The following is a 22,540-nucleotide window of genomic DNA, read 5'->3' on the forward strand; positions in this document are numbered from 1 at the left end:
TCCTTATTTATTCAATATTTAGTATTTTTCTGACTTCTTTTTCAAGCTCAAAAGGGAGAAAATTATCTTTTTGACAAAACAAAACATTGCTGTCTCTACTAATTTCCTCTGCTAAATTTTCGTCAGAAACATTAGTAAATATGATGGTTGGTAAATAAGGATTTTCTTTTATTATCTTCTGATAAAATGCAATGCCTGTTCTTAGACCATAATGTGTTTGCTCGTCATCAAAACTTTCTCCTGTTGGCATCATGATGTCTAAGATAAGAAGTTTAATTTGTGTCTGGTTCTTGGCAAAAAACTCTAACGCCGAGTCTACATCTGACTTAAATTCAACCTCGTGTCCAGATAAAACTAAATCCTGAACATAACTATCCATTCTTCTTCTTTCATCATCAACGAAAAGAATCATTTGGAGCCTCCTTAAATATTTTTGGTAGAATCAAATGAAACTCAGTCGGCTTTGAGTTGTTGACTAACTTTAAGCTTCCTCCTAGTTGCTGGATAATCGCTATAGAAATGCTTAATCCTAATCCCGATCCTCCTACTTTTTTAATTGCGTCCAAAGATCGAAATCCTTCTTCAAATATCTTATTTACATCGTCTTCTACAATCCCAATTCCCCAATCTTTGAATTTAATCATCAGGTTTTCTTTATACTCACTTGCCTCTAATAATATTTTGAATTGCCCTGGATTTTTTTCAGCATATTTAATTGCATTTATCAAAAGATTATAAATTACTTGATTTAACATAACCTTATCTGTAAGTATTGCCATCCTAGCAGCATCACCAAATTCATATCTTACACCCTTTACATGTAAACCATACTCATTTAAAATAGGTTTAAGCTGGTTAACTGTTTTAACAACAATATCTCGAAAAACAATAACTGATTCAACTTTAGGTTTTTCAGAGTAACTCCTACCCAAAAAGTATTCAATTTGTCTAATTTGATAAAGAAGTAAATCACAATCAGTTAGGATATCTTCAAACTTTATTGCAATAGTACTAGGAGCTAAATTTATATCACTAAAACGCCTCTGAAGAAAGCTAGCATGGCTTCTTATACCTACGACTGGAGATTTTAGCTCATGAGTAATTCTATCAATCAGCCCTGATTTTCTACGTTCAATAGCATGAACTGCATGTTCAACAAACCCCTTAAGTATTTGAACATCTTGCTCATAAATATGCTGTCTATATTCTCTTTTGTAACCAGCTTCAACAGTCCCTATGACTAAGTTATTCAAAGGCTCAATCATTGGAATGAAAACTCTGATAATATCTTCATGTCCAAACTTCTTAAAAATTTCTTTATCTAGTCCTGGATCATCGTTATCAGGTACTTTAATTTGTTTATTTCGTACAATATTGGCTTGAATATCGTCACTATCTAGATTATGTAAAGCCATTTTCTTAAACTCTTCCTTTTTATCTTTTGGAAGCCCAGATATATAATCAGATTTAATGCTAGTTCGATCTGAATTAATTAGGGAAATATTAACCCAAGTGAATTCAAGAATTGTAGTAATACCTTTAATGACAATTTTTATAATTTCATCAAAATTTTGAGCCTTAGTAATTTCCCTTTCAATTTCCCGAATAGCCACCAATTTATTATAGAATTCAATTCTTTCCAGACGTAGAGCAGTATGACGTGCCAATAATAAGAGACGCTTTTGATATGTCTCAGGGAAATTATCAATTTTTGAACTTTCAATGTTTAATATGCCAATCCGCTTAGAACCTGTTTTGACTTCTAAATTTTCTCTGATTGGCACTTTATCTATTAATATAGGAACAGACATCTGAGATCGCGTATCTGACCAACGTTTATGATAAGTTTTTGACCATTCATCGCTCAGAACATCATTAGCTATAATTGTTTTTCCTTCGATGAGTGCTTTATTAGTAATACCTATGCCAAATTCAAGCTCTGAAGTATTATTTAACTCTACTGACTCAAATTTGCCATTTTGATGGTTTAAACGACCAATCCATATTCGTGGCTTTGAGCCTACCAGCTTCAATGCTCCTTTTCTTAATAAGCTCCAAACTTCATTAGCTTCAGAAGTCGCTGTCATCTCAAGCATAATAGCTGTCAGATCCTGAAGTTTTTCCCTATCATCATAAATTTCCTTTTTGCCTTTGACAAAATATTTTTTTTGAATGCATAAAGAAGCAAAGTTTGCCAGTATATTAAATAAATTTTTTTCAGAATTATTGAAGTGGCGAGTATCTTTTGTAAATACATCAAGAATACCAACAATTTCGCTTTCAATCTTTAATGGAATACTTAAAAAAGAGATCCACCGTCTTTTATTGAGTTCATCAATATCAGCCAATCTAAAAGTTGCTTCATTTACATTGACCAAAGACAAGACTTTATCTCTATTCAAAATATACTGTACTCCTGGATGTCCCAAATCCATTTCAATTCTCTTGTACTTATCATCTACTTCTCCATAAGTAGCTATCACTTTAAACTTTGGCTTATCCTGCTCTTTGTTCCACAGAATACATATTGGAACAGACAAAAGGTCACAAACTTTCTCAGGAAGGGCTTGGAGTAATTCATCAGCAGAGGTTGAAATTAAGCTTTGTGACAAATCATTTAAATATCTCAATATTTCGCTAGAAGATTTCTTAAAATACTTGCTGTCTTCAATGCTTGCCATTCTTTTGTTTCCATTACGAATTTCTTTCTAGAGTGCATTCAAGTTTTTATGCCTAAAACCAACAACCCAAAAATCATTCTTGAACAGAAATAAGACTATGTATTACGTTTCATAAACCTATCCCACTAATAAAATTTGTTCTAAAAAGCTTAAAAATATGACGATAAATCAAGTTTTTTAAGCAAACTTTACTTACTCAAAAAATTAGGAATTTTTAGAATAGGGTATAAATTCATATAACTCTAATTGAATCTAGGTAATTAGTCACAAATAAGTAAGCCTAAGTAACGCTACTTGCTCCGCAAATAACATTGCAGCTACACCCTTATTAGTAACCTCAGCCACTTAACTATTTATTATGCGAATTTATTATGCGAAAACTTTCCATATATCAAACTCAGCGATCTAAACAGGGAAATGGTTTCAGGCATTTTAAGACATTTTCAGCATAATATCAATATTTTTACGGATTTTAACTGGATTTGAGGCTATACTTTATTTCATAATCAACCCCATCCAAAGGGTATGTTAAGTGCCAAAATAGAAGCGTTTTTGACAGATTAGCCAAACAAAAACTGGCTGCTTCTACTCACAATCATGCTTTAAATTAAATTTTTTATCTACGAATAGGTAATAAAGCAAGATTTAGGTTTAAAGATTTATACAGTATATGTAAGTAAATATAAATTTTTAACAATAGTTATTACAAAAAAATAAGTTTTAATAATATGCGACGAACTGTCCCACTTATCGAGACTTTTTAGGCGATCGCTTAATTCATTTAAAAATATTTTCAATAAATGAATCTCAGTGTCTCCCAAAGTTCTGAGCGTTGGCTTACAGCGCATCTATAGGAAGTCACAGAAGCTTACTGTTATGTGAAACTAAAATTAAAAAGTAAAAGTACTCCGTAGAATGCCGATAGTAACTGAGTCACTATCTGGTGTATTACCAGGCTGGATAAGATGAATTATTCCTGGTGTAATGCTAATATTATCTGTTAACTGAAAACGATAAAATGCCTCAATTTGAGTGGTAGTACCTGGTTGTCCACCTGCTCGTCCTAAACCTGTATTGATAAAATCAGGGACATTATTCCCTACAGGTAAGTTGCTACTAGTAATTTTAGGAGGTTGACCGACATAAATTCCTCCTAAATTTCCTTTCTTCAATAAATCAGGGAAATTCATAAACACCATATAATTTGTCGTTTCTACACTTCCAGATTGCCCAGGAATATAAGATTTAGTATAACCACCCCACGCACCCGCACTAATACGGGGAGAAATTTGCCAAGTAAGAGTTGCACCCACGGCGTTAGTTTGTAGCGGTGCTGATTTCCCGGTAGTGGTATTAACTGTAGTTAAGCATTCATCACCAACAAAGGTTAGCAAACAACCATCAGAAGCGTAATTATTAACGTAATACAAACTTAAATCTAGAGTATCGGTTGGTGTCAGCAGTAATTGCACACCGGTAGTGGTGGTTCCATCAAATAAACCGCTACCTTTACCGGGATTTCCTGGGTTATAACTAGTATAAATAGCCTGCAAACTAGCGCGTTTAGCAAATTGCCAATCAATAGCTATACCACCGTGACCATATCCCATATTTAAAATTGGGTTTCTTTGGGCAAAATAAGATAATGGCCCTGTTGCAGCACTTTCTACCCGATTGGGGCTCGGAAAGCAGCTGGCATACTTACGCCTTCTGTTCCTACCATTACTGCTAATTTATTTGTCACCAGCCAATGAAAATTTAGGTCACTTACAATCAAGCTATCTGTAGGAAATTCGTAGCCAAGTAAAACATCATTTCGAGAAACACTATTGGTAAATCTAGGTGTAGTTTTTCCTTTACCATCTAAAAGACCTGTAAACAAGTAACTACTGGGAGTGATTTGACTAGTTAAATACAGCTGTGCCAGGGAAATAACATTAATATTTGTCCCGGCATCATCTGTATCCTTTTGTCCATCTCTAGGATTAACATCACCACGATTGTTAGTTCGTCCTTGAATGCCAACTATCAGTAGTCCACTGAGTTTAGTTGTTGTTGAGAATTGGTTGGCTTCAATTTCAGCAGTTTTGGCTTCTAAATTATCGACACGACCCCGCAAAGTTGCTAATTCAGGGGCAAATTCTGACTGTAATTTTTGTAATATTGCTAAATCTTCGCGAGTGACTAAATCGCTGGTGGCTGTAGCGATTAATTCGTTGACTCTATCTAAACAAGCGTTTACACCCGCAGCAAATTCATACCGAGTTAAGGCGCGATTACCGCGATAGTTGCTATCTGGATAGCCTAGCTATACAACCATAACGTTCTACCAAAGATTGCAAGGCTTGAAATGCCCAATCGTTGGGTTGTACATCCTTGAGTTGAGATACCGATGTAACTTGGGTCATCGGTTCTTCTGGGGAGAGGGAGGAGGATGAGGGAATAATATTATCGCCCTTAACTCCTATCTCCTGAGTAGTTTCTGGATTGATGTACTCTTGTGCTAATGCTTTTTGTGCAACTCCATTTACTCCCGCAATTAGTAACCATGCGAGCATCCAGGTTTTGCGATGACTGCGGCTAATAAGTCTACCTTTCAATTTTTTACACTCTGCTCACATACTTAAGTGAAGAGTGTATTCCCGATTGTCTAGGGTTCACATGGGGACATTTACGGATTTTGTCCCAAATTAGACTTAATGCTTCTGGGCAACTTTTGAAAGGGCGAGTATAACAGGGTATTGGGGAATGGGGACTGGGGACTAGGAAAGAGTTTCTCAATCCCTAATCCTCAATTCTCTAATCCCGAATCTATGGCAAATCGTTCACGCAAGCTGAAGCCAAAAGCCTCTAAACCAAATCAACCTCGTGCTGGTGCGATAAAACGCGTCGTTAAAAAACCTCAGAAAAAGCTAAAACGAGGAAGTTGGTTGTCATCAATATTAGCGATCGCAATTATCTTAAGTAGTGCTGGTCTAGTTATGGCTTTTGCCTGGATTAGTGTTCTCTTCATCTTCAATCCAGACGAGGTAAGCTGGCTAAATAAAATTTTACCTGCATGGGCACAAATCCCCCTTGGTAAACACGAACGCCCCAAAACTCTCAAACAAATTCAACTCGATTTGAGTAAAAAAAACCAAATATTTGGGGAAACTCTGCCTTTACATCAGGATGTGAAAACCTCATTTTTACTACCAGTTTTTCAAAAACGTGCTAATTGTCAATCTGATTGTGAAGAACTGGTGGAACTCAGGGTTTACGAGCGATCAGTTGAGTTAGAGTTTAAATCTCAGTCAGAAAATTACTATTATCTAGCGACTCAATTACCTATAACTGGCCCAGATGAATCCTTTTTGATTTCTTCTTTACTTGATGGGACATCCGAACCCCAGGATATCAGTATTCCCCTACCTTTAACTGAAGTGCAACGCTTTGAAGGTAAGACACCATCATCAGGGGTTTGGTTTGATTTGCGGGGTAAACGCCAACAAGGAACTGGTTCTATCCGCTACGGTTACGTCGTATACTACAATCCAGAACGCACAAATTTACTACAAATGTTGTCTTGGACTAGTCCTAATGGACAATTACCCAAATGGCAGCAGGTAACTGGTGATGGTACAAAAGAGTTAGTTGTGGATCAAACAGTAGGTTTAGAACCGCACTTACAGGTTTATCAAGTCAAACCTTTGAAGTTATTCCTCAAACCAATTCAATTGGAGGCAATCAGCCTCAAATCATCATCCTTCAAGGATTCTGGATACCAAAATGCCCTGTCAATTGCCCGTAGTGGATTGTGGACACCAGCCTTTGAATGGTTGAAATTTGTCAAGAAACAGCGCAAAGGAGTTTTACCAGAAGCGGCGCAAGCGCAAATGGATTTGATTCGCTTGCATTCTCAACTGACTAAAACCCAAGCCCAGAAAATTTGGGCAAGTCCTAGTCAAGAAGTGCTGGCAGATTTGATTGATGGCCGCTGGGAGAGAGCTTTACAGGTGTTTGAAGCGTCGCCACATAATGCCCAAGAAATTGCGACCCTACTCAAAGCTGATGAAAAACGATTGTGGAATCGCACAACAGCAGCGTTGCAGGTAAACCCAAATAGACGAGAGGTGCAAGCTTGGTTCGCGTTGATTTTAGCAGTTCAGCGGGGAGAAGGACATGCTAATTCTTGGTTAAAGGCGCAACCAAAAATTACAAAAGAGAATCTTGACTATATTCAAAGTCTGTTGGCAAGACTCAATGGTGAGGGTACATCGCAAATATCCTCTACTCACCCTAGCCAGATTGTTGGTACGGTGCAACCAATTACTCAAGTTACCAACGCCGAATGGTTGCAACCAAATTCCCCAATAGATTTGAAACTTACGGATAACCAAGTTTGGTATCAGGTGGAGGTGAGTGCATTTAATGACGGGAAACGCTGGCTAAATTTACCCTTTGAGAATTTCAACCCACCGAAAACTGACGCCGCCAAATTTTTCTGGAAAACTTTGGGAATCACTTCTGACTCGGAAATCCAGATTGTAGTCTGGTTGCCAAATGGAGAACAAAAAATTACTATCGCCGCTATCAAAGCGGTGCAACTACAGGGTAAAGTTTTGCGCCTATTAGCTGCTAGCCCAAAAATTCCAGATAATCAAAACGATGTTCTCCAACCCAAGCCTTTAGCTTTGACCAATGCAGCACTGGAATGGGTGCAACCATCTCCTATTACTCTACGAGAACTGCATCAACAAAATCCCCAAGGGGTGAAGGTAATGCTATCGAGTCTGTGGCAATCTTTACAAAAATCCGATGAAGTTCCAGCTGGTGCTATTCCTAGCTTTGAACAGATGCAGGAAAAATTGGGTGATTGGCCCGTTCAAGTGATTGATTTAACAAATAACGCTCAATCAGAAATAATACTGACTATCTCACCAGAAGCAATAGCGTCCTTAAATCAGCCGACACCTGAAATTCAGGGAGAAAACCCTAAGCAACGCCGTGACCGGACTATAATTTTGTCTGATGTAAATAAAGTCATTTACACTGATTTTACAGGAAATTACTTACAAAGACTCTCTGCGATCGCCAAGCTTTCAGGGGTGCAATCCTTAGCTTTACTGGTAGAAAATGCTCATAACTACAGTTTGAGGCGCTGGTCAGAGAAAAATCAGCGCTTTGAATAACGCACCCCTGATTCAAATTTCCCCTTTACTCAAATTTAAATTAAAGAGGGAAAAGCGTAGGCGTAGCCCTTCTCCTGTCGGAGACGCTGCGCGTAGCTTGCTTCCACGAAGTGGTACGGCTGCGCTCAGGAACCACCCGTCGTAGACATCGCTATCTAGAAGACGGACTTATTCTTCTTTTTGGTTGGTTTCGGCTAAACGTTGGTGCTTTAAGTTTTCCAATTGCTGCAACAGAGAGTCTACCTCTGCTTGTAAATGCATCAATTTAGCTTGCTGATCGTCTTGATAATAAGACTTGGTTAACTTACTGACCCAGGCAGTCTGGGATTCGCGATCAGAAACACTAGATAAATAAGTAGGCATCGCTAATTAAATCCACTATTTAACTCACACCATTAGAAATATTATAATAATGCTCTTTTAAGCTTTATTAAAGTATTGTATATTTTCAATCAATTACTCTAATGGATTTTGGGTTCAATCATAAAAGACGGTGATTAAAATGGTTGTGTTCCAAAAAAACACTGACCCAAGTGTGTAAAGCTTCTTTCCACCAGACCGTACTTAGGAATAGTTAATTTATAGTCTGTCAATTATGACTGTACAAATGATTATCGCCGTTTTTAGGGAATTTACGCAAGGAATTATATGTAGACTATATCAAGAATTACGCGAAATTATGAAAAAACGTAGGGCGAAGCACTTACACTTAGTGCAGTATCTCATAGAAAGGAAGGTAGAAGGATATTCTCAAAAAGAGACAGCCTCTTAAGTATTTTTCCTGTCTTCACTTAAGCGAATAGAGTAGGAAAATCCACCGATATACTTGACTAAACGAAGGCAATAAAAGCAGCTTTAACCACGGAGGAATCAGAACTTCAGGGAGTTATGAGGCAAGCCTGTGAATAGGGAATAAGGAACAGGGAATAGAAAAAAGGATAGATACGTACTGAGTCTTCTTCAAAAGTTAAATAAAGAATCCTATAGATTTACAGATGATTTTTCACCTCGTCAGTATCCTCTAAGCTAATTTGTTGAACCGAAGGTCGCCGTGGCGGTTTATGATAAATTAACGTTCTAAATAAAATAGCAAGTGAAACGCCTGCACCACAAAAAATAATATTCTTAACAAGATTCTTTGGGATTAGGGAACTCTGAACGGGCAACGTGGTAACGAAAAATCTACTTTCTTCCTCTTTACCATTTTGCACTTCCCGATCCTACCCTTTCTAAATATCCAATCCTTACATTAAGAAATTTTAAATCCCGTGACTTTGAGCCTGTCTGTTGCTACATCTCATCGCCAACCCTGGCCCGGACTGATAGAAGCCTATCGCGAATACTTGCCTGTCAGCGAAGAAACACCGATTGTCACTCTGTTGGAGGGCAACACACCTCTAATACCAGCGCCAGCGATCGCAGAGCGCATTGGCAGACAAGTAAGGGTTTTTGTAAAATATGATGGTCTGAATCCCACCTAGTAGCTTCAAAGACCGGGGGATGACTATGGCAATTTCCAAGGCCAAGGAAGCAGGGGCAAAAGCAGTCATTTGTGCCAGCACGGGCAACACCTCAGCCGCCGCCGCCGCTTATGCCAGACGGGGAGGCATGAATGCCTTTGTATTGATTCCCGACGGTTATGTGGCGCTGGGCAAGTTAGCTCAAGCGTTGTTGTACGGCGCAGAAGTATTGGCAATTAAAGGTAATTTTGACCAAGCGCTAGAAATTGTCCGCGAGATGGCCGAAAGCTATCCAATTACTTTGGTGAATTCGGTCAATCCCTACCGCCTAGAAGGACAGAAAACAGCAGCCTTTGAAGTTGTCGATGCATTGGGTGATGCACCAGACTGGTTATGTATTCCTGTGGGAAATGCGGGGAATATCACAGCATATTGGATGGGATTTTGTCAATATCATCAAGCTAGAAAGTGCGATCGCCTACCGAAGATGATGGGATTCCAAGCCGCAGGAGCAGCCCCCTTAGTACATGGTCAGCCAGTGGCGCATCCCGAAACCCTAGCGACAGCAATTCGCATTGGCAACCCTGCAAGTTGGGAATTAGCGATCGCAGCCCAAACCGCCAGTCAGGGAAATTTCCACGCCGTTACCGATGCCGAAATTCTCGACGCTTATCGACTTTTGGCAGCATCAGAAGGTATCTTCTGCGAACCTGCTAGCGCCGCTTCTGTAGCCGGGTTGTTGCAGGTGAAAGACCAAGTTCCCACAGGTGCGACAGTCGTTTGTGTTCTTACAGGCAATGGTCTAAAAGACCCAGATACAGCCATTAAACACAATCACAGTCAATTTCAACAAGGTATTGCGGCAGAATTGGGCGCAGTCGCCAAGGCAATGGGATTTTAGGGCATTGGGTATGGGAAGGGGCACAGGGGCAGAGGAGAAAAACTTACTGCAACTTCTCCCCTGTTCCCCTGCTCCCTTGCTCCCCTGCTCCCCTGCTCACTGCCCCTGCTCGTTCGTGTGCCAAGCTATCAATAGCATCACCCAAGGCAGTAGTCAGGTTATTGCGGCTTTGGGCGTGATTGTCCTGCTCGGTTTTCAAAGCTTGCAAGAGGCGATCGCGTTCTTTAATCGCGGCGATAAGTTTAGCTTGCAAGTCTTCCACAGATTTTAGCTGTTCTATTTCTTGTTGAATCGCTACTGGTGTCCCAGCAGCCAGTGTATCTATTTCAAAACCTTGGAGTTTATGCAGTTCTGCCTTGAGGGAGGCGATCGTCTGTTGGGAAAGTTGGGCATCTGTGCGGCGTTGTTCTGCTTCTGTGTTGTAAAGCTGACGCCATTTTTGGGCACTTTCCCAAGCAGTATCGCGCTCGTGTTGCAGCTGTGCCATCTGCTCTTTGATTACCTGGATTTCTGTCAACCACTGTTGTGTTAAATCTTCATTCATAGATTAATAGTCATTAGTTAGGAACTCTCCCCCACTTCCCACTCGGTATTCTTGCGGTAGAAAGATAGATGCGATCGCTACGCAAAATTTAGCACAGTAGTTAATAAACCCAACCAGTTTTAACTCTAAATTATGCCAAAGCCTCGTTTTTTTCGCTTTTTTCGCCATCTCAATTGGCGCACGATTAAAAAAACTTTTTCCAGGACAATCGAAAGGCGACTTTTAGGACTCGCCTCAGAAATCGCCTTCAATGCCATGTTATCCCTGTTTCCAGCAATTCTTGCTATCATCACAGCCATTGGCTTATTGGCAGAATCTTTACAAAATACCTTTAAACAACTGGCGGCACAACTAAGTCAAGTCCTACCCGAACAAGCCCTGAATCTGATTCGTGATTTTGCTACCGCAGAAATTACTAATTCCAAAAACAGTGGTTTATTTTCTCTAAGCTTTGTATTAGCAATTTGGACTGCTTCGGGGGCGGTGAGTACCGCAATGACAGCCCTCGATCAAATCCATCAAATTTCTCCAGAAAACATCCGCCCCTTTTGGAAAGCCAAACTTGTCTCTCTGGGATTAACAGTCGGTACTATGTTGCTTTTAGTATTGGCTTCTTTCTCAGTGTTTACTAGCGACTGGCTTTTGGGAATAGTAGTGCGCGAAAATAGTTCTTTGATATTTTTGTTGCATCTTTGGCTACTGTTACGCTGGGCTTTATCTTTAAGCATTGTTGCTGTCGCCTTTGGCTTTGTCTATCGCTATGGGCCAAGCAAATGGAATTCAGGTACGCCGATGATGCCTGGAGCAATTTTAGCGGCTGTTTTTTGGGCAATGTTGTCTGCTCTATTTCGGTTATATGTGGCGAATTTTGGCAATTATAATAAAGTATATGGTGCTGTAGGGGCTGTGATAGTTTTAATGCTCTGGCTGTCAATGAGCGCTGCTGTTCTGTTAATTGGCGATCAGTTGAACGTAACCGTCGGCGAAGATATGCGCTTAAAAGCCCAACCGCAATCGAAAGTAAAATATTATTCGTAAATACCTGAGAAAATGATTGCAAAAGCTCAGTAGGGGAGTAAAATATCTAACGATTCAATACAAAGTTAGCGATCGCCTCCATGCCTGATTCTCCTCCTCGATTTCCGATGATTGAACCTGATGCCAAAGCACCCACCTTGAAGCGCCTGCGTCAGTTAAGTCGGCTGCTGGATAATGTTATTACCATTCCTGGCACAAAGATTGGTTTTGGTTTAGATCCAATTTTAGGACTCATACCGATTGGTGGTGATTTTTTGGGAATAATGTTTTCTAGCTACATCATTCTAGAAGCAGCACGGCTAGGCGTATCTAGAGCCACTCTAGGTAAAATGGTTTTGAATATAATCATTGATGGTTTAGTAGGCGCTGTCCCAGTTTTGGGAGACTTTTTTGATTTTGCCTGGAGAGCTAACACTAATAATATCAAGCTCTTGGAAGAATACTTAAAGTTTCCCAGCGAGCAAAAGAGTGCAGATCGGTGGTTTATCTTTGCCGTTTTGGCTGGACTGTTGCTAATTTCCATTGTCTTAGTAGCATTGCCCGTGATCCTAATTAGAATTTTGTGGAGCGCCTTTACAGGCGGTTAAATTGTTTATTGATAAAAGAATGAAAGATTGGTGGCAAGCTACTTTTCCCAAAGGGCGGCAAAGTTTAGTTATTAGTGATGCTAAAGGTTATCCTATACAAATTGCTTATGGCGAAAAAGGTAAAGGTAAACCGCTAATTTTATTACATGGTATGGGGAGTTGGAGCTACAATTGGCGCCACAGTGTAGCAGCATTATCTAAATATTACCGAGTAATTTGTTTTGATGCCAAAGGTTTTGGTTTTTCAGAAAAACCATTATCTCGTAAAGAACACAACGGTCATCAAGTTATTGAGTTTCAAAGAATTATTCAGGCATTATGTGATGAACCCGCAGTGATTGTGGCAGAATCTTTGGGGGGATTAGTTGCCCTTGCTCTTGCTCAAGAAAATCCGCAGTTAATCGGACGGCTTATAGTAGTAAACGTACCTGTTTTTGCCGAACAGCTACCCCATTGGTCTATGTGGCTGCTTGCCAAAACACCCTTAGAAGTAATGCAAACAATTGACTCCTTACGTCTGACATATTTGTTTGCACCTCTATTTAGAGAAGTTATGGCAATAGAAAGACGTGGGGTATTATTCGATCCCTCAATTTTGACGCAGGAAGATATCTATTGGATAACTTACCCGTTTACTGAATTGCCTGGTACGATCGCAAAAGTTGCCGAAGAGTTACAAATAGCGGCGCGAGAAATCGAGAATTGGCAAGCAAATAAGCCAAATATGCTCACCAAAATTCAAAATAATCTGAGTGCAATTAAGTGTCCTACACTAGTTTTGTGGGGTGAGCAAGATAGTTGGTTTCCTGCTAGTCATGGTAAAAAATTACATCAACATATCCCCAATTCCAAATTACAGATTTTATCTAACTGTTGTCATGATGCCTCAACTGGTGCTTCTGAGGTGTTGAATAAAACGATTCTTGAGTTTTTACAAGATACTAACTTCTAAAGAAGAATTCAGAAGCCAGAATTCAGAATTCAGTAATCTTTTAGTAGGGCTTTTAAATCCGGTGATTCAAGTGCTCTCTACGTTCGCGCAGCGTGTTGCAGACAGACGCTACGCGTAGCTTAATTCTGAGCAAGAGTATTACTGTTACGCTATATACCAGTTGCACAAAATTCATTCTGACTCCTGAATTCTAACTTCTGAATTCTGTTTCGATAAAAAGAGAGTGGGAGGAAGCATATCAGTTAGCTTTCAGACTCCCACTCTACCATTTGCTGCTGAAGTGAACAGGAATGTATACAGACGTTACCCATTAGGGGGCTAATGCGTAGTTCAACAACAACGCCTGTACGCATTGAATATTCCTGTTGCAGCAAATGCCAAACCTGATTATTGAATTTATTTACTGAGATAAATACTCGGCAAATAATTGTTATAGATAGCTTTTTGTTTTTGTAACCCACTTAGTAAATAGTGTTTTACANAAAGGAATTTGCTGAGGTGGTAGTCCCTGATAATCAAACCCTTGAAGTCGTTTATCTTCATACAATTTAACTTGAATCATCAAAAGNNNGTTGCCATTTTGGCAAGTTTTTAAATTTCCTAATTGCTCATATATAACTTTTTAAAAGCAGTTAAACCGCTATATAGCAAATAAATTATTCGTATATAACAAGATTCCCGACTTCTTAGAGAAAGTCGGGAATCTAAACCAAGCTAATTGGCAAAAAGTGTTAATTTAACGGGGTTTTACTTTACCGTAGTATTAATACTGGCGTAAAATAGCAGACAATGAACTATTTTTACGAAGATCCATCAAGTCTGCTAAAGGTTCTGTGCGCGTATCCAGGTGGTGCTTGTGTTCTGCTGGGAGAACAGTTACCAGATGCTTTGTTTTAGGTTGCATCTGCATAAGGGGCATTAGTTGTGGCTGTGGCACAAAAATTGGCTGACTCTTGGGAAGATGTGGTTCCAATTTTTGGTGATGCTTCTGTGCCAAGCGTACCTGATGGCGATTAACCTGTTTTTGAACTTTTTGCGGTTGCTTGGTGCGGTTAAGCATTCGGAAAATCAGCAAGGAACCGCCACCACAGCTGAGAACGATCGCAGCAATCATCCATAAAGGTGTAGGATTGCTATTCTCAGACGGGGGACTGATTGGTTCTTCAACTATAACTGGGATTTTTTCTGGTTCTTCTTGTGGCACGGGGCCAGCATTACCTAAGCTATATAAGGCAAAGGTGCCACCTCCCAGAAACATGGCTAAACACCCAGTCAACAATAGCCAAGGATGATGTGCAACCAGATATATCAGAACATTCGAGCTGTTTCTTAGTCTCGATTTCCTGTTTGTCAGCTCTGGAGTAGCCCTTTTTAATTGGGTTCGCTCGCGCTGTACACTCTGACTTTTTTCCATGATTACTTTCAGATTTGTACCCCTCTAGTCAATAAATTGTACTGGAGGAGTCAAGCATCAGGTATCCGTAACAAAGTTGAGATTTTAGTAGCTTTTTTGTAAAACCTAAGCTACAAAATCTGGCTAAATTTTGCCAAAGTTCTGTATTTATTGTGACTTTTTGCCGTAATAATCGGAAATCAGTTTGCTGATTTATTCTGTCAGCTAGGAGAATGCCTTTCAAGAGCAAGTTGAATTAACCGATCGACTAATTCTGGAAAGGAGACTCCACTATGAGCCCAGAGTTGGGGATACATACTCGTTGCAGTAAAGCCTGGTAACGTATTGATTTCGTTAATAAATACTTCTTGTGTTGCTTCTACATAGAAAAAATCTACCCTTGCTAACCCAGCAGCGTCAACAGCGGCAAAAGCTTGCAAAGCCATGTCCTGAATTTGACGAGCGATCGCATCTGGAAGCTGTGCAGGGATCAGTAAATCTGCCCGACCCTCAGTATATTTAGTTTCATAATCATAAAAATCGCTGTCATAAGTAATCTCTCCAATGACAGAGGCTTGGGGTTGATCGTTACCTAAAACGGCACACTCAACTTCTCTAGCGACTACTCCAGCTTCTACAACTAGTCGGCGATCGTAACTGGCAGCACTATCTAAAGCGGCTTCTAATTCTGGGCGCGATCGCACTTTGGCAATACCCACCGATGAACCCAAATTAGCTGGCTTGACAAAAGCAGGATAACCTAACGCTGCCTCAATCTCATCACACAGTTTCGGAAATACGCAAGGATTAGACCAAACTTGGGATCTAGTTACCGCTTTATATTTTACCTGTGGTAATCCCGCTTGCTCAAAGGCAATTTTCATGGCAATTTTATCCATGCCCATTGCCGAACCTAAAACCCCAGAACCGACGAAGGGGACTTGCATCAAGGTGAGTAACCCTTGAATCGTTCCATCTTCACCGTTGGGGCCGTGGAGGATGGGAAACCAAACATCTACTTGGGCAACTTGAGAGGGAGATTGCCACTTGCTCAGGGTTTGGGCTTGAGGGTTAGATGTCAGATTTCCCTCAGATGTTGATTCTTGAGATTCCAGTAACGGACTGCCGCTTGCTAAAACCTTTTCGGGTGCTTCTCCAGCCAGCCAGCGGCCATCTTTTTGGATGTAAAAAGGCAGTATTTCGTACTTGTTAGCATTTTCCCCTGCACTTAAGGCTTTAGCGATCGCCCCAGCTGATTTGATCGAAACTTCATGTTCTCCCGAACGACCGCCAAACAGTAACCCCACCCGCAGCTTAGTCATTTTCGGTTCCTCCACACTTCTCAAGCAGATAGCGTATCACAACCTACAAAAATTGCCATATTTTTCTAGATTATTTTATTGAGGAAGGCAGGAGGCAGGGGGAACAGGAGAGAAGTTGCAGTAAGTTTTTCCCTCTGCCTCCTGCCCCCTGCCTCTGCTCCCCTGCTCCCCTGCTCCCCGCCTCCAATTAAAACAATCGTGTTGTCAGCTACAGTAATATTCCAGGAGAATGGGCAACAATATTGATAACTAACTAGAAATGCAGCCCTACCCGTAAAAGATGCTGCCGTTTCATGAAACCCAGAATTATTGTTTGTGGCTTAGGACGTACCGGATATAAAACCTTTCGTCTGCTGAGACATCAGGGAGCCTTCGTTGTTGGCATTCATCACCAATCTATCTCTGGCGAAACAGCAGGAGATGTGATTGTTGGAGATTTACAAGCAGCTTCTACCCTGACAGCAGCAGGAATTCAACAGGCGCACACTTTAGTCATCGCTGGATCTAAAGATGCTCTGAATTTATCTATTATGATGCAAGCGCGGGTGCTGAATCCCCAGATTCGGATTATCAACCGTTTTTATAATACAAATTTAGGAGAGCGCCTAGATCAAAGTTTGCCAGACCATTTGAGTATGAGTGTTGTCGGATTAGCAGCACCCGTATTTACCTTTGCAGCGCTGGGAAACAGAGCGATCGGACAAATAAAATTATTTCAGCAAACTTGGCCAATTCACGAAGAATACATTCATGAAAACCACTTCTGGAAGGGCCGAAGGTTGAGTGAATTGTGGGAAGACCGATCGCGGATGCTAATTTATTACTTGCCAGTCAAAGGTGAGATGGATTTGGTATCAGCTGTCATATCTGGCCAAGAAATCCAAGTAGGCGATCGCATAATTATTGGTACACAACCCCGCATCCGTTCTCCCCGGAGATCGTTGATTAAAAAACTGCTGAAAGTTATGACTAATCTTCAGCAGTTTCAGCAACATGGGCGATCGGTAGTAGTGGGTGCTATTGTCCTATTAGCGGTGATCCTGATCGCTACATTCACCTATATGTCGGCTGAGTTGAGTTTGTCTCCTGTCGATGCTCTATATTTTTCTGTAGGCATGATTACAGGAGCGGGTGGTAATGACAAAGTAGTAGAAAATGCTCCTAACAGTATTAAGTTATTTACTGTTGTAATGATGCTGGTTGGAGCAGTGGTAATTGGTATTTGGTATGCCATGCTCACCGATTTTGTCTTAGGAAGCCGCTTTAAGCAATTTTGGGATGCAGCCCGAATTCCCCAGCGATCGCACTACATTGTCTGTGGCTTGAGTGGTATTGGGGTGAGAATTGTCCAACAACTCCACGCCAGCGGACATGAAGTTGTAGTAGTTGAACCCGACTCCAACAATAAATATATCAACACCGCCCGCGAACTGGGTATTCCCGTCATTCAGGGAGATGCCAGCTTCCGCACAATACTCAAAGCCAGCAATATAAACTCTGCCGCCGCAGTGCTGGCTGTTACTAGCAATGATGCTACCAACCTGGAAATTGCCCTCAAAGCCAAAGGTTTAACACCCAGCATTCCGGTGATTGTTCATTATGCCGATCCTGATTTTGCTGGGATAGCGCAACAGCTATTTGGCTTCGAGGCTGTACTGAGTCCGGCTGAACTGGCAGCCCCAGCTTTTGCTGCCGCTGCACTAGGGGGGCGTATCCTTGGTAATGGCATCACAGCGGATAGTCTTTGGGTGGCTTTTGCGACTGTGATTACAACTTCACACGTCTTTTGCGGTCAGTGGGTGAAAGATGTAGCAATCTCTGCTGACTGTGTACCTTTATACGTAGAAACAAATCACCAAACTCTTCATGGCTGGGATTTATTAGAAACTAACCTCAGTGATGGTGATGTTTTATATATGACTATGCCAGCGACGCGGCTATATCAATTGTGGCGGGGCGAACAAGTTTGCGAATCACACGCTTAAATAATTCGTAATTAAGATATACAAAATATTCTTATTTGCTCCCCTGCTCACCCTATTCCCCACTCCCATTTATTTGTTAACTACTCGTTGTTGGTATTCTTGCTCAGTAATCATATCGAGAGTGTTCTCTAGGCGATCGACAAATACGATACCGTCGAGATGATCGTACTCGTGTTGAAAAATCCGAGCGATAAAATCTGTTAATTCTTGTTTTTGTAAGTTGCCTTGAGAGTCTGTGTATTCCACCTCAATAGATTTATACCGAGGAACTAACCCCCTAATTCCTGGAACACTTAAACAACCTTCCCAATCTTTGACAACTTCGGTTGAATGAGCAATGATTTGGGGATTAATCATAGCAGTAGGTTCCATTTCCGGGGCGTTGGGATACCTGGCATTAGGACGGGAAGCCGCAATAAATAAACGATAGGATTGTGCTACTTGAGGCGCAGCAATTCCCACACCGTTAGCCTTGGCAACAGTGGCGATTAAGTCCTCAATTAATTTTTGGATCTGCTCATCTTGAATATTTTCAACCCAAGCAGCTTTTTGGCGCAATGTTGGATTGCCTAATTGAATTATCGGCGCTAATTCAGTCATGATAAAGCTCCTTTATGTAATGGGGAGTAAGGGGGCAGGGGAGCAGGGGAAGAAGAACTATTTACAAATGACCAATGACAAATGACAAGTATTATCCTTCACGTCTCACAGGCAAAGGAGCAGGTTGAACTCCTACTTGGACAATTTGCCCATTGCGTTCCACTTCTATGGGTAATTTAGTACCAATTTTGCTCTTTTCTACTAGCTTTTGTACTTCTTCAATTTTAGTAACAGGCTGGCTGTTAATGCTTTTAATCACATCGCCGACTCGTAGTCCAGCTATAGATGCAGGCGATCGCGGCACAATCTCAACCAGCAAAACGCCTTCATCTGCTGTAAGATTTAAGCGATCGCCTGCTCCATTTTTTATTTTTTCTTTAATTTCTGGTGTCAGTGTCACCATCTGGACACCTAAATAAGGATGATCCACCTTACCTGTAGCAATTAATTGCTGGGCAATTCTTTGTACAGTGTTAATAGGGATAGCAAATCCCAAACCTTGAGCGCCGCGAATAATAGCTGTGTTCATCGCAATTACCTGTCCACGAGCATTAAGCAATGGCCCACCAGAATTACCAGGGTTAATCGCAGCATCCGTTTGGATGTAATCAACCCGCTTGTCACTAGCACCAATATCGCTACCAGAACGACCTGTGGCACTAATAATTCCAGAAGTGACGGTATTATTCAAGCCTAACGGGTTGCCAATAGCTACTACTGCTTCTCCTGGTTGCAAGGTATCGGAGTTACCCACAGCTAGAGTTGGCAGATTATTAGCGTCAATTTTAATCGTTGCCACATCTGTTACCGGGTCTTCACCCAAAACTTTCCCATCAAAAGTCCGGCCATCTTTGAGTATAACAGTCACTCTATCAGCACCATCTACCACATGGGCGTTGGTAACAATTTGACCAGAAGAGTTAATAATAAATCCAGAGCCACTACCCCGCTCTACCCGTTGTCTAGGCTGTGGACTTCCCTCTCCAAAAAACCGCCGGAAAAATGGATCGTTAAATTCGTCTGGTACGCGAGAAGTGATTGTTCGGGAAGAATCAATACGAACTACCGCAGGCCCCACCTGTTGCACTACTTTCACGACAAAATTAGGATCTCCAGACGAAGAGAAAATCTGCGGGGGGACAATTACCGGATTAGGTTCTGTTGTGTTTTGGGCTTGAGTATCGCTTTGCTGATTATCAACAGTCCTAGCAGGTAGAAGAGAGCAGCTCCCCAGGAACACCACTGCTACCCCATATGAGAGCATCCACAACCTCTGGGGTAAGCCCCTGGTTTTAATCTTTTTGGGTGCTGAGTGATGGTTTGTTATCTTCATGTGTCGTTGCTTCTCCCTTGTCAGTCAGTGGGTGTTAGGATCTTGCCTACTGGGTATGTATGTCCCAAAATGGTTACAACTTAAAAGCTTATTTTAGGTCTAGCGTGTCTCAATGCTAAATTAGTGCTTTCTCTTCTATTGTGACGATTAGCAGCAAAGGTGGTGGATAATGGAAATTCCCATAGAAAGTCTGTGGAGTCAGGTACTAGAGCGCCTAAAGCTTGAACTATCCCGACCTACCTTTGAAACTTGGATCAAAACTGCTAGTGCAGAGCGATTAGAAAATAATTGTTTGGTTATCCGCACTCCTAACCCATTTGCTCGTAATTGGTTACAGAAGTATTACATCAATACTATTGCTCATGTAGTCCAAGATATTCTCGGTCATCCCGTGGGAATTTACATTACGGTTGCTCAAGGTGATGAAGTTTCTCATTTTAGTGAACGAGAGGTTGCTTGGGAATCACCAAATTCCAGCAGTATTTCTGAAGTTGTAGCTAATCACAATCATAAAACTACTGACTTAAACTCTAAATATGTCTTTTCGCGATTTGTAGTTGGTGCTAACAATCGCATGGCTCATGCTGCTTCTTTGGCAGTTGCAGAATCTCCGGGTAAAGAGTTTAATCCTTTATTTTTATGCGGTGGTGTCGGCTTGGGTAAAACTCATCTGATGCAAGCTATTGGTCATTATCGCTATGCAATTTCTCCTAATTGTAAAATATTTTATGTTTCTACTGAGCAGTTTACTAATGATTTAATTACAGCCATCCGTAAGGATAGTATGCAAAGTTTTCGAGAGCATTACCGAGCGGCTGATGTTTTATTAGTTGATGATATTCAGTTTCTGGAAGGGAAGGAATATACCCAAGAGGAATTTTTCTATACTTTTAATACTCTACATGAAGCTGGTAAACAAGTTGTCATTGCTTCCGACCGTCCGCCTAATCAAATTCCTAGCTTGCAAGAACGTCTTTGTTCTCGGTTTTCTATGGGCTTAATTGCCGATATCCAAAAGCCGGATTTAGAAACGAGAATGGCAATTTTACAGAAAAAGGCTGAGGATGAAAATATTAGTCTTCCCCGCGACGTGATTGAGTATATTGCTTCTAACTACACTTCTAATATTCGAGAATTAGAAGGAGCTTTAATTCGGGCGGTGGCTTATATTTCTATTTGGGGTTTACCGATGACGGTGGAAAATATCACACCAGTTTTAGAACCGCCTAATGAAAAAATGGCAGCTACCCCAGAAGCAATTTTAAAGGTTGTGGCGGATAACTTTGATGTTTCAATAGATGACCTTAAAGGTAACTCACGAAGAAGAGAGATTAGCTGGGCGCGTCAACTAGGAATGTATCTGATGCGCCAACACACCGCTTTGAGTTTGCCAAGAATAGGCGAGGAGTTTGGTGGTAAAGACCATACAACGGTAATCTATAGTTGCGATAAAATTAATCAACTCCAGGAGAGCGATCGCACTTTAGCACAAACCATCCGCCAACTGAGCGATCGCATCAATATGACTAGCCGTTCTCAAAAACCATCGTGAAGATTTATTTTAAGTTTTCCACAAGCAGCAGTCTGAATTATGAGCTTTGACGGGTGAAGAATTAGTCAAGAATATTAAGTAACGTATAAAAATTGATTAAATTTAACTTAGATTGTGCAAAAAACTGGGGAAAACTTGATATTCTACAGTGAAAATTTAATTGAGTATAATTACCTTGTGGAAAATTAGCTAGGTTTTTCCACAAGTTTTCCACAAGGTAAACTTGCCTAACTATGATTGCAATAGAAATTGTGGAGTTTTCTAGTAATCCGTTAAGTTTGCTGAGTTTGTAGTGAGCGCTTTAGCGCTCAAATCAAGGACTAAAGTCCTTATTACAAACTTATTTACCCATCAAATAATAAATGGGATGAGTCGCTTAAGGTAGTTTAACCGTTTTTATACGCAGATAAATCTACTATCTGCGTATTTTTTATGAAAAAAAGATTCATCCCAATGTATATTTCTGCATTCTTTTGGGAATCATAAATCGAGGAAGCATGAGAAACCGCAAAATATGACTTCCTGAAATATCACGTAACTTTTAGAGGATAATTATGTCTAAACGCAACTTGCCAAAAGGCCGTAGTGTTAGTTCAGTTGCTCTAGAACCAGAAGTGGCGATCGCAATTCTGGGGTTGTTTTCTGCTGCGGCTGATTGTGAAGGTATTTCTTCCACAGAAGAATATGCTTTGAGTGAATTTCTCGGTCGGGTTGACTTATTTGAAGATTACTCTGAAGAAGACTTTGAAGAATTGACCGAAAAAGTCGTCAGCTTGATTGAAGAAGAAGAACCAGAAGATTTAATCGCCCAGTCTATCGAATCCTTACCCAATAGAGGTTATCGCGAAGCTGCATACATCACAGCTATCTTAGTAGTAGGGATTGACGAAGAAGTACCCGAAAGCGAACAAGATTATATCTCTGAACTTCAAGAAGCCTTAAATATTTCAGACGAACGCGCACAAGAACTTATAGACGCAGTGTTCGGAGAAGAAGAGGAAGAAGAGTAATATTTTTTGAC

15 protein-coding genes and 2 pseudogenes are annotated in these 22,540 nt (G+C 40.7%); 8 read left to right on the forward strand and 9 right to left on the reverse strand.

What is annotated here, in order from left to right:
• Positions 1–7 precede the first annotated feature (7 nt).
• The 3 genes and pseudogenes from QUD05_RS07550 to QUD05_RS07560 all read right to left on the reverse strand — a co-directional run bounded on the left by QUD05_RS07550 (position 8) and on the right by QUD05_RS07560 (position 5,239).
• The gene (locus tag QUD05_RS07550) at positions 8–412 is read right to left on the reverse strand and encodes a response regulator (protein ID WP_289795523.1); all 405 of its coding nucleotides are present in this window, start codon (positions 410–412) and stop codon (positions 8–10) included.
• Entirely contained in the window at positions 396–2,681 is a 2,286-nt protein-coding gene (locus QUD05_RS07555; RefSeq protein ID WP_289795524.1) for a sensor histidine kinase, read from the reverse strand. The genes QUD05_RS07550 and QUD05_RS07555 overlap by 17 nt, the downstream gene beginning before the upstream one ends.
• Positions 2,682–3,571: 890 nt before the next feature.
• Positions 3,572–5,239 (reverse strand): annotated as a pseudogene (locus QUD05_RS07560) (iron uptake porin).
• Between the two features lie 255 nt (positions 5,240–5,494).
• On the opposite strand from QUD05_RS07560, the gene QUD05_RS07565 reads away from it, so the two are divergent.
• Positions 5,495–7,852 (forward strand): hypothetical protein, encoded by a 2,358-nt coding sequence (locus QUD05_RS07565; RefSeq protein WP_289795525.1) that lies wholly within the window; start codon positions 5,495–5,497, stop codon positions 7,850–7,852.
• Between the two features lie 168 nt (positions 7,853–8,020).
• Here QUD05_RS07565 and QUD05_RS07570 read toward each other — a convergent pair whose 3' ends face one another.
• Positions 8,021–8,215: a hypothetical protein gene (locus QUD05_RS07570; RefSeq protein WP_194041136.1), complete on the reverse strand. Its 195-nt coding sequence runs from the start codon at positions 8,213–8,215 to the stop codon at positions 8,021–8,023.
• 905 nt (positions 8,216–9,120) lie between these two features.
• Here QUD05_RS07570 and thrC point away from each other — a divergent pair.
• Positions 9,121–10,213 (forward strand): annotated as a pseudogene (thrC, locus tag QUD05_RS07575) (threonine synthase).
• 43 nt (positions 10,214–10,256) lie between these two features.
• Here thrC and QUD05_RS07580 read toward each other — a convergent pair.
• Positions 10,257–10,757, reverse strand: a complete 501-nt coding sequence (locus QUD05_RS07580) for a hypothetical protein (protein ID WP_289795526.1) — start codon at positions 10,755–10,757, stop codon at positions 10,257–10,259.
• 132 nt (positions 10,758–10,889) lie between these two features.
• Between QUD05_RS07580 and QUD05_RS07585 the strand changes: the two genes are divergently transcribed.
• From QUD05_RS07585 to QUD05_RS07595, 3 genes are all read left to right on the forward strand, one after another.
• On the forward strand, positions 10,890–11,795 hold the full coding sequence (locus tag QUD05_RS07585; protein ID WP_289795527.1) for a YihY/virulence factor BrkB family protein: 906 nt from the start codon (positions 10,890–10,892) through the stop codon (positions 11,793–11,795).
• 80 nt (positions 11,796–11,875) lie between these two features.
• Complete coding sequence (locus QUD05_RS07590) at positions 11,876–12,382, forward strand: DUF4112 domain-containing protein (protein WP_289795528.1); 507 nt, start codon at positions 11,876–11,878, stop codon at positions 12,380–12,382.
• A 19-nt stretch (positions 12,383–12,401) separates the two neighbouring features.
• Entirely contained in the window at positions 12,402–13,334 is a 933-nt protein-coding gene (locus tag QUD05_RS07595; protein WP_289795529.1) for an alpha/beta fold hydrolase, read from the forward strand.
• Between the two features lie 763 nt (positions 13,335–14,097).
• Here the strand turns inward: QUD05_RS07595 and QUD05_RS07600 are convergent.
• Together QUD05_RS07600 and QUD05_RS07605 are read right to left on the reverse strand one after the other, a co-directional pair.
• The gene (locus QUD05_RS07600) at positions 14,098–14,592 is read right to left on the reverse strand and encodes a hypothetical protein (protein ID WP_289795530.1); all 495 of its coding nucleotides are present in this window, start codon (positions 14,590–14,592) and stop codon (positions 14,098–14,100) included.
• Between the two features lie 356 nt (positions 14,593–14,948).
• Complete coding sequence (locus tag QUD05_RS07605) at positions 14,949–16,049, reverse strand: D-alanine--D-alanine ligase family protein (RefSeq protein ID WP_289795531.1); 1,101 nt, start codon at positions 16,047–16,049, stop codon at positions 14,949–14,951.
• Positions 16,050–16,342: 293 nt separating this feature from the next.
• Here QUD05_RS07605 and QUD05_RS07610 point away from each other — a divergent pair, with 293 nt between their 5' ends.
• Complete coding sequence (locus tag QUD05_RS07610) at positions 16,343–18,034, forward strand: NAD-binding protein (protein ID WP_289795532.1); 1,692 nt, start codon at positions 16,343–16,345, stop codon at positions 18,032–18,034.
• 69 nt (positions 18,035–18,103) lie between these two features.
• Here the strand turns inward: QUD05_RS07610 and def are convergent, their stop codons facing one another.
• Positions 18,104–18,634 carry a peptide deformylase gene (def, locus tag QUD05_RS07615; RefSeq protein ID WP_289795533.1) on the reverse strand — a complete coding sequence of 177 codons (531 nt, stop codon included), beginning with the start codon at positions 18,632–18,634 and terminating at the stop codon, positions 18,104–18,106.
• 91 nt (positions 18,635–18,725) lie between these two features.
• A complete protein-coding gene (locus tag QUD05_RS07620) occupies positions 18,726–19,967 on the reverse strand; it encodes an HhoA/HhoB/HtrA family serine endopeptidase (RefSeq protein ID WP_289795534.1) in 1,242 nt (413 codons plus the stop codon).
• 169 nt (positions 19,968–20,136) lie between these two features.
• Here QUD05_RS07620 and dnaA point away from each other — a divergent pair, with 169 nt between their 5' ends.
• Both dnaA and QUD05_RS07630 read left to right on the forward strand, forming a co-directional pair.
• The gene (gene dnaA / locus QUD05_RS07625; RefSeq protein WP_289795535.1) at positions 20,137–21,519 is read left to right on the forward strand and encodes a chromosomal replication initiator protein DnaA; all 1,383 of its coding nucleotides are present in this window, start codon (positions 20,137–20,139) and stop codon (positions 21,517–21,519) included.
• Positions 21,520–22,073: 554 nt separating this feature from the next.
• Positions 22,074–22,529, forward strand: a complete 456-nt coding sequence (locus tag QUD05_RS07630; protein WP_289795536.1) for a tellurite resistance TerB family protein — start codon at positions 22,074–22,076, stop codon at positions 22,527–22,529.
• Positions 22,530–22,540: the final 11 nt, after the last annotated feature.

This window comes from Nostoc sp. GT001, assembly GCF_030382115.1.
In the GTDB taxonomy this organism is placed as follows: Bacteria; Cyanobacteriota; Cyanobacteriia; order Cyanobacteriales; family Nostocaceae; genus Nostoc.

What these genes read in the sequence shown, in the direction of transcription:
- QUD05_RS07550 (WP_289795523.1), bottom strand. Translation starts at nt 412, where the DNA reads ATGATTCTTTTCGTTGATGATGAAAGAAGAAGAATGGATAGTTATGTT.
- QUD05_RS07555 (WP_289795524.1), bottom strand. Translation starts at nt 2,681, where the DNA reads ATGGCAAGCATTGAAGACAGCAAGTATTTTAAGAAATCTTCTAGCGAA.
- QUD05_RS07565 (WP_289795525.1), top strand. Translation starts at nt 5,495, where the DNA reads ATGGCAAATCGTTCACGCAAGCTGAAGCCAAAAGCCTCTAAACCAAAT.
- QUD05_RS07570 (WP_194041136.1), bottom strand. Translation starts at nt 8,215, where the DNA reads ATGCCTACTTATTTATCTAGTGTTTCTGATCGCGAATCCCAGACTGCC.
- QUD05_RS07580 (WP_289795526.1), bottom strand. Translation starts at nt 10,757, where the DNA reads ATGAATGAAGATTTAACACAACAGTGGTTGACAGAAATCCAGGTAATC.
- QUD05_RS07585 (WP_289795527.1), top strand. Translation starts at nt 10,890, where the DNA reads ATGCCAAAGCCTCGTTTTTTTCGCTTTTTTCGCCATCTCAATTGGCGC.
- QUD05_RS07590 (WP_289795528.1), top strand. Translation starts at nt 11,876, where the DNA reads ATGCCTGATTCTCCTCCTCGATTTCCGATGATTGAACCTGATGCCAAA.
- QUD05_RS07595 (WP_289795529.1), top strand. Translation starts at nt 12,402, where the DNA reads ATGAAAGATTGGTGGCAAGCTACTTTTCCCAAAGGGCGGCAAAGTTTA.
- QUD05_RS07600 (WP_289795530.1), bottom strand. Translation starts at nt 14,592, where the DNA reads ATGTTTCTGGGAGGTGGCACCTTTGCCTTATATAGCTTAGGTAATGCT.
- QUD05_RS07605 (WP_289795531.1), bottom strand. Translation starts at nt 16,049, where the DNA reads ATGACTAAGCTGCGGGTGGGGTTACTGTTTGGCGGTCGTTCGGGAGAA.
- QUD05_RS07610 (WP_289795532.1), top strand. Translation starts at nt 16,343, where the DNA reads ATGAAACCCAGAATTATTGTTTGTGGCTTAGGACGTACCGGATATAAA.
- def (WP_289795533.1), bottom strand. Translation starts at nt 18,634, where the DNA reads ATGACTGAATTAGCGCCGATAATTCAATTAGGCAATCCAACATTGCGC.
- QUD05_RS07620 (WP_289795534.1), bottom strand. Translation starts at nt 19,967, where the DNA reads ATGAAGATAACAAACCATCACTCAGCACCCAAAAAGATTAAAACCAGG.
- dnaA (WP_289795535.1), top strand. Translation starts at nt 20,137, where the DNA reads ATGGAAATTCCCATAGAAAGTCTGTGGAGTCAGGTACTAGAGCGCCTA.
- QUD05_RS07630 (WP_289795536.1), top strand. Translation starts at nt 22,074, where the DNA reads ATGTCTAAACGCAACTTGCCAAAAGGCCGTAGTGTTAGTTCAGTTGCT.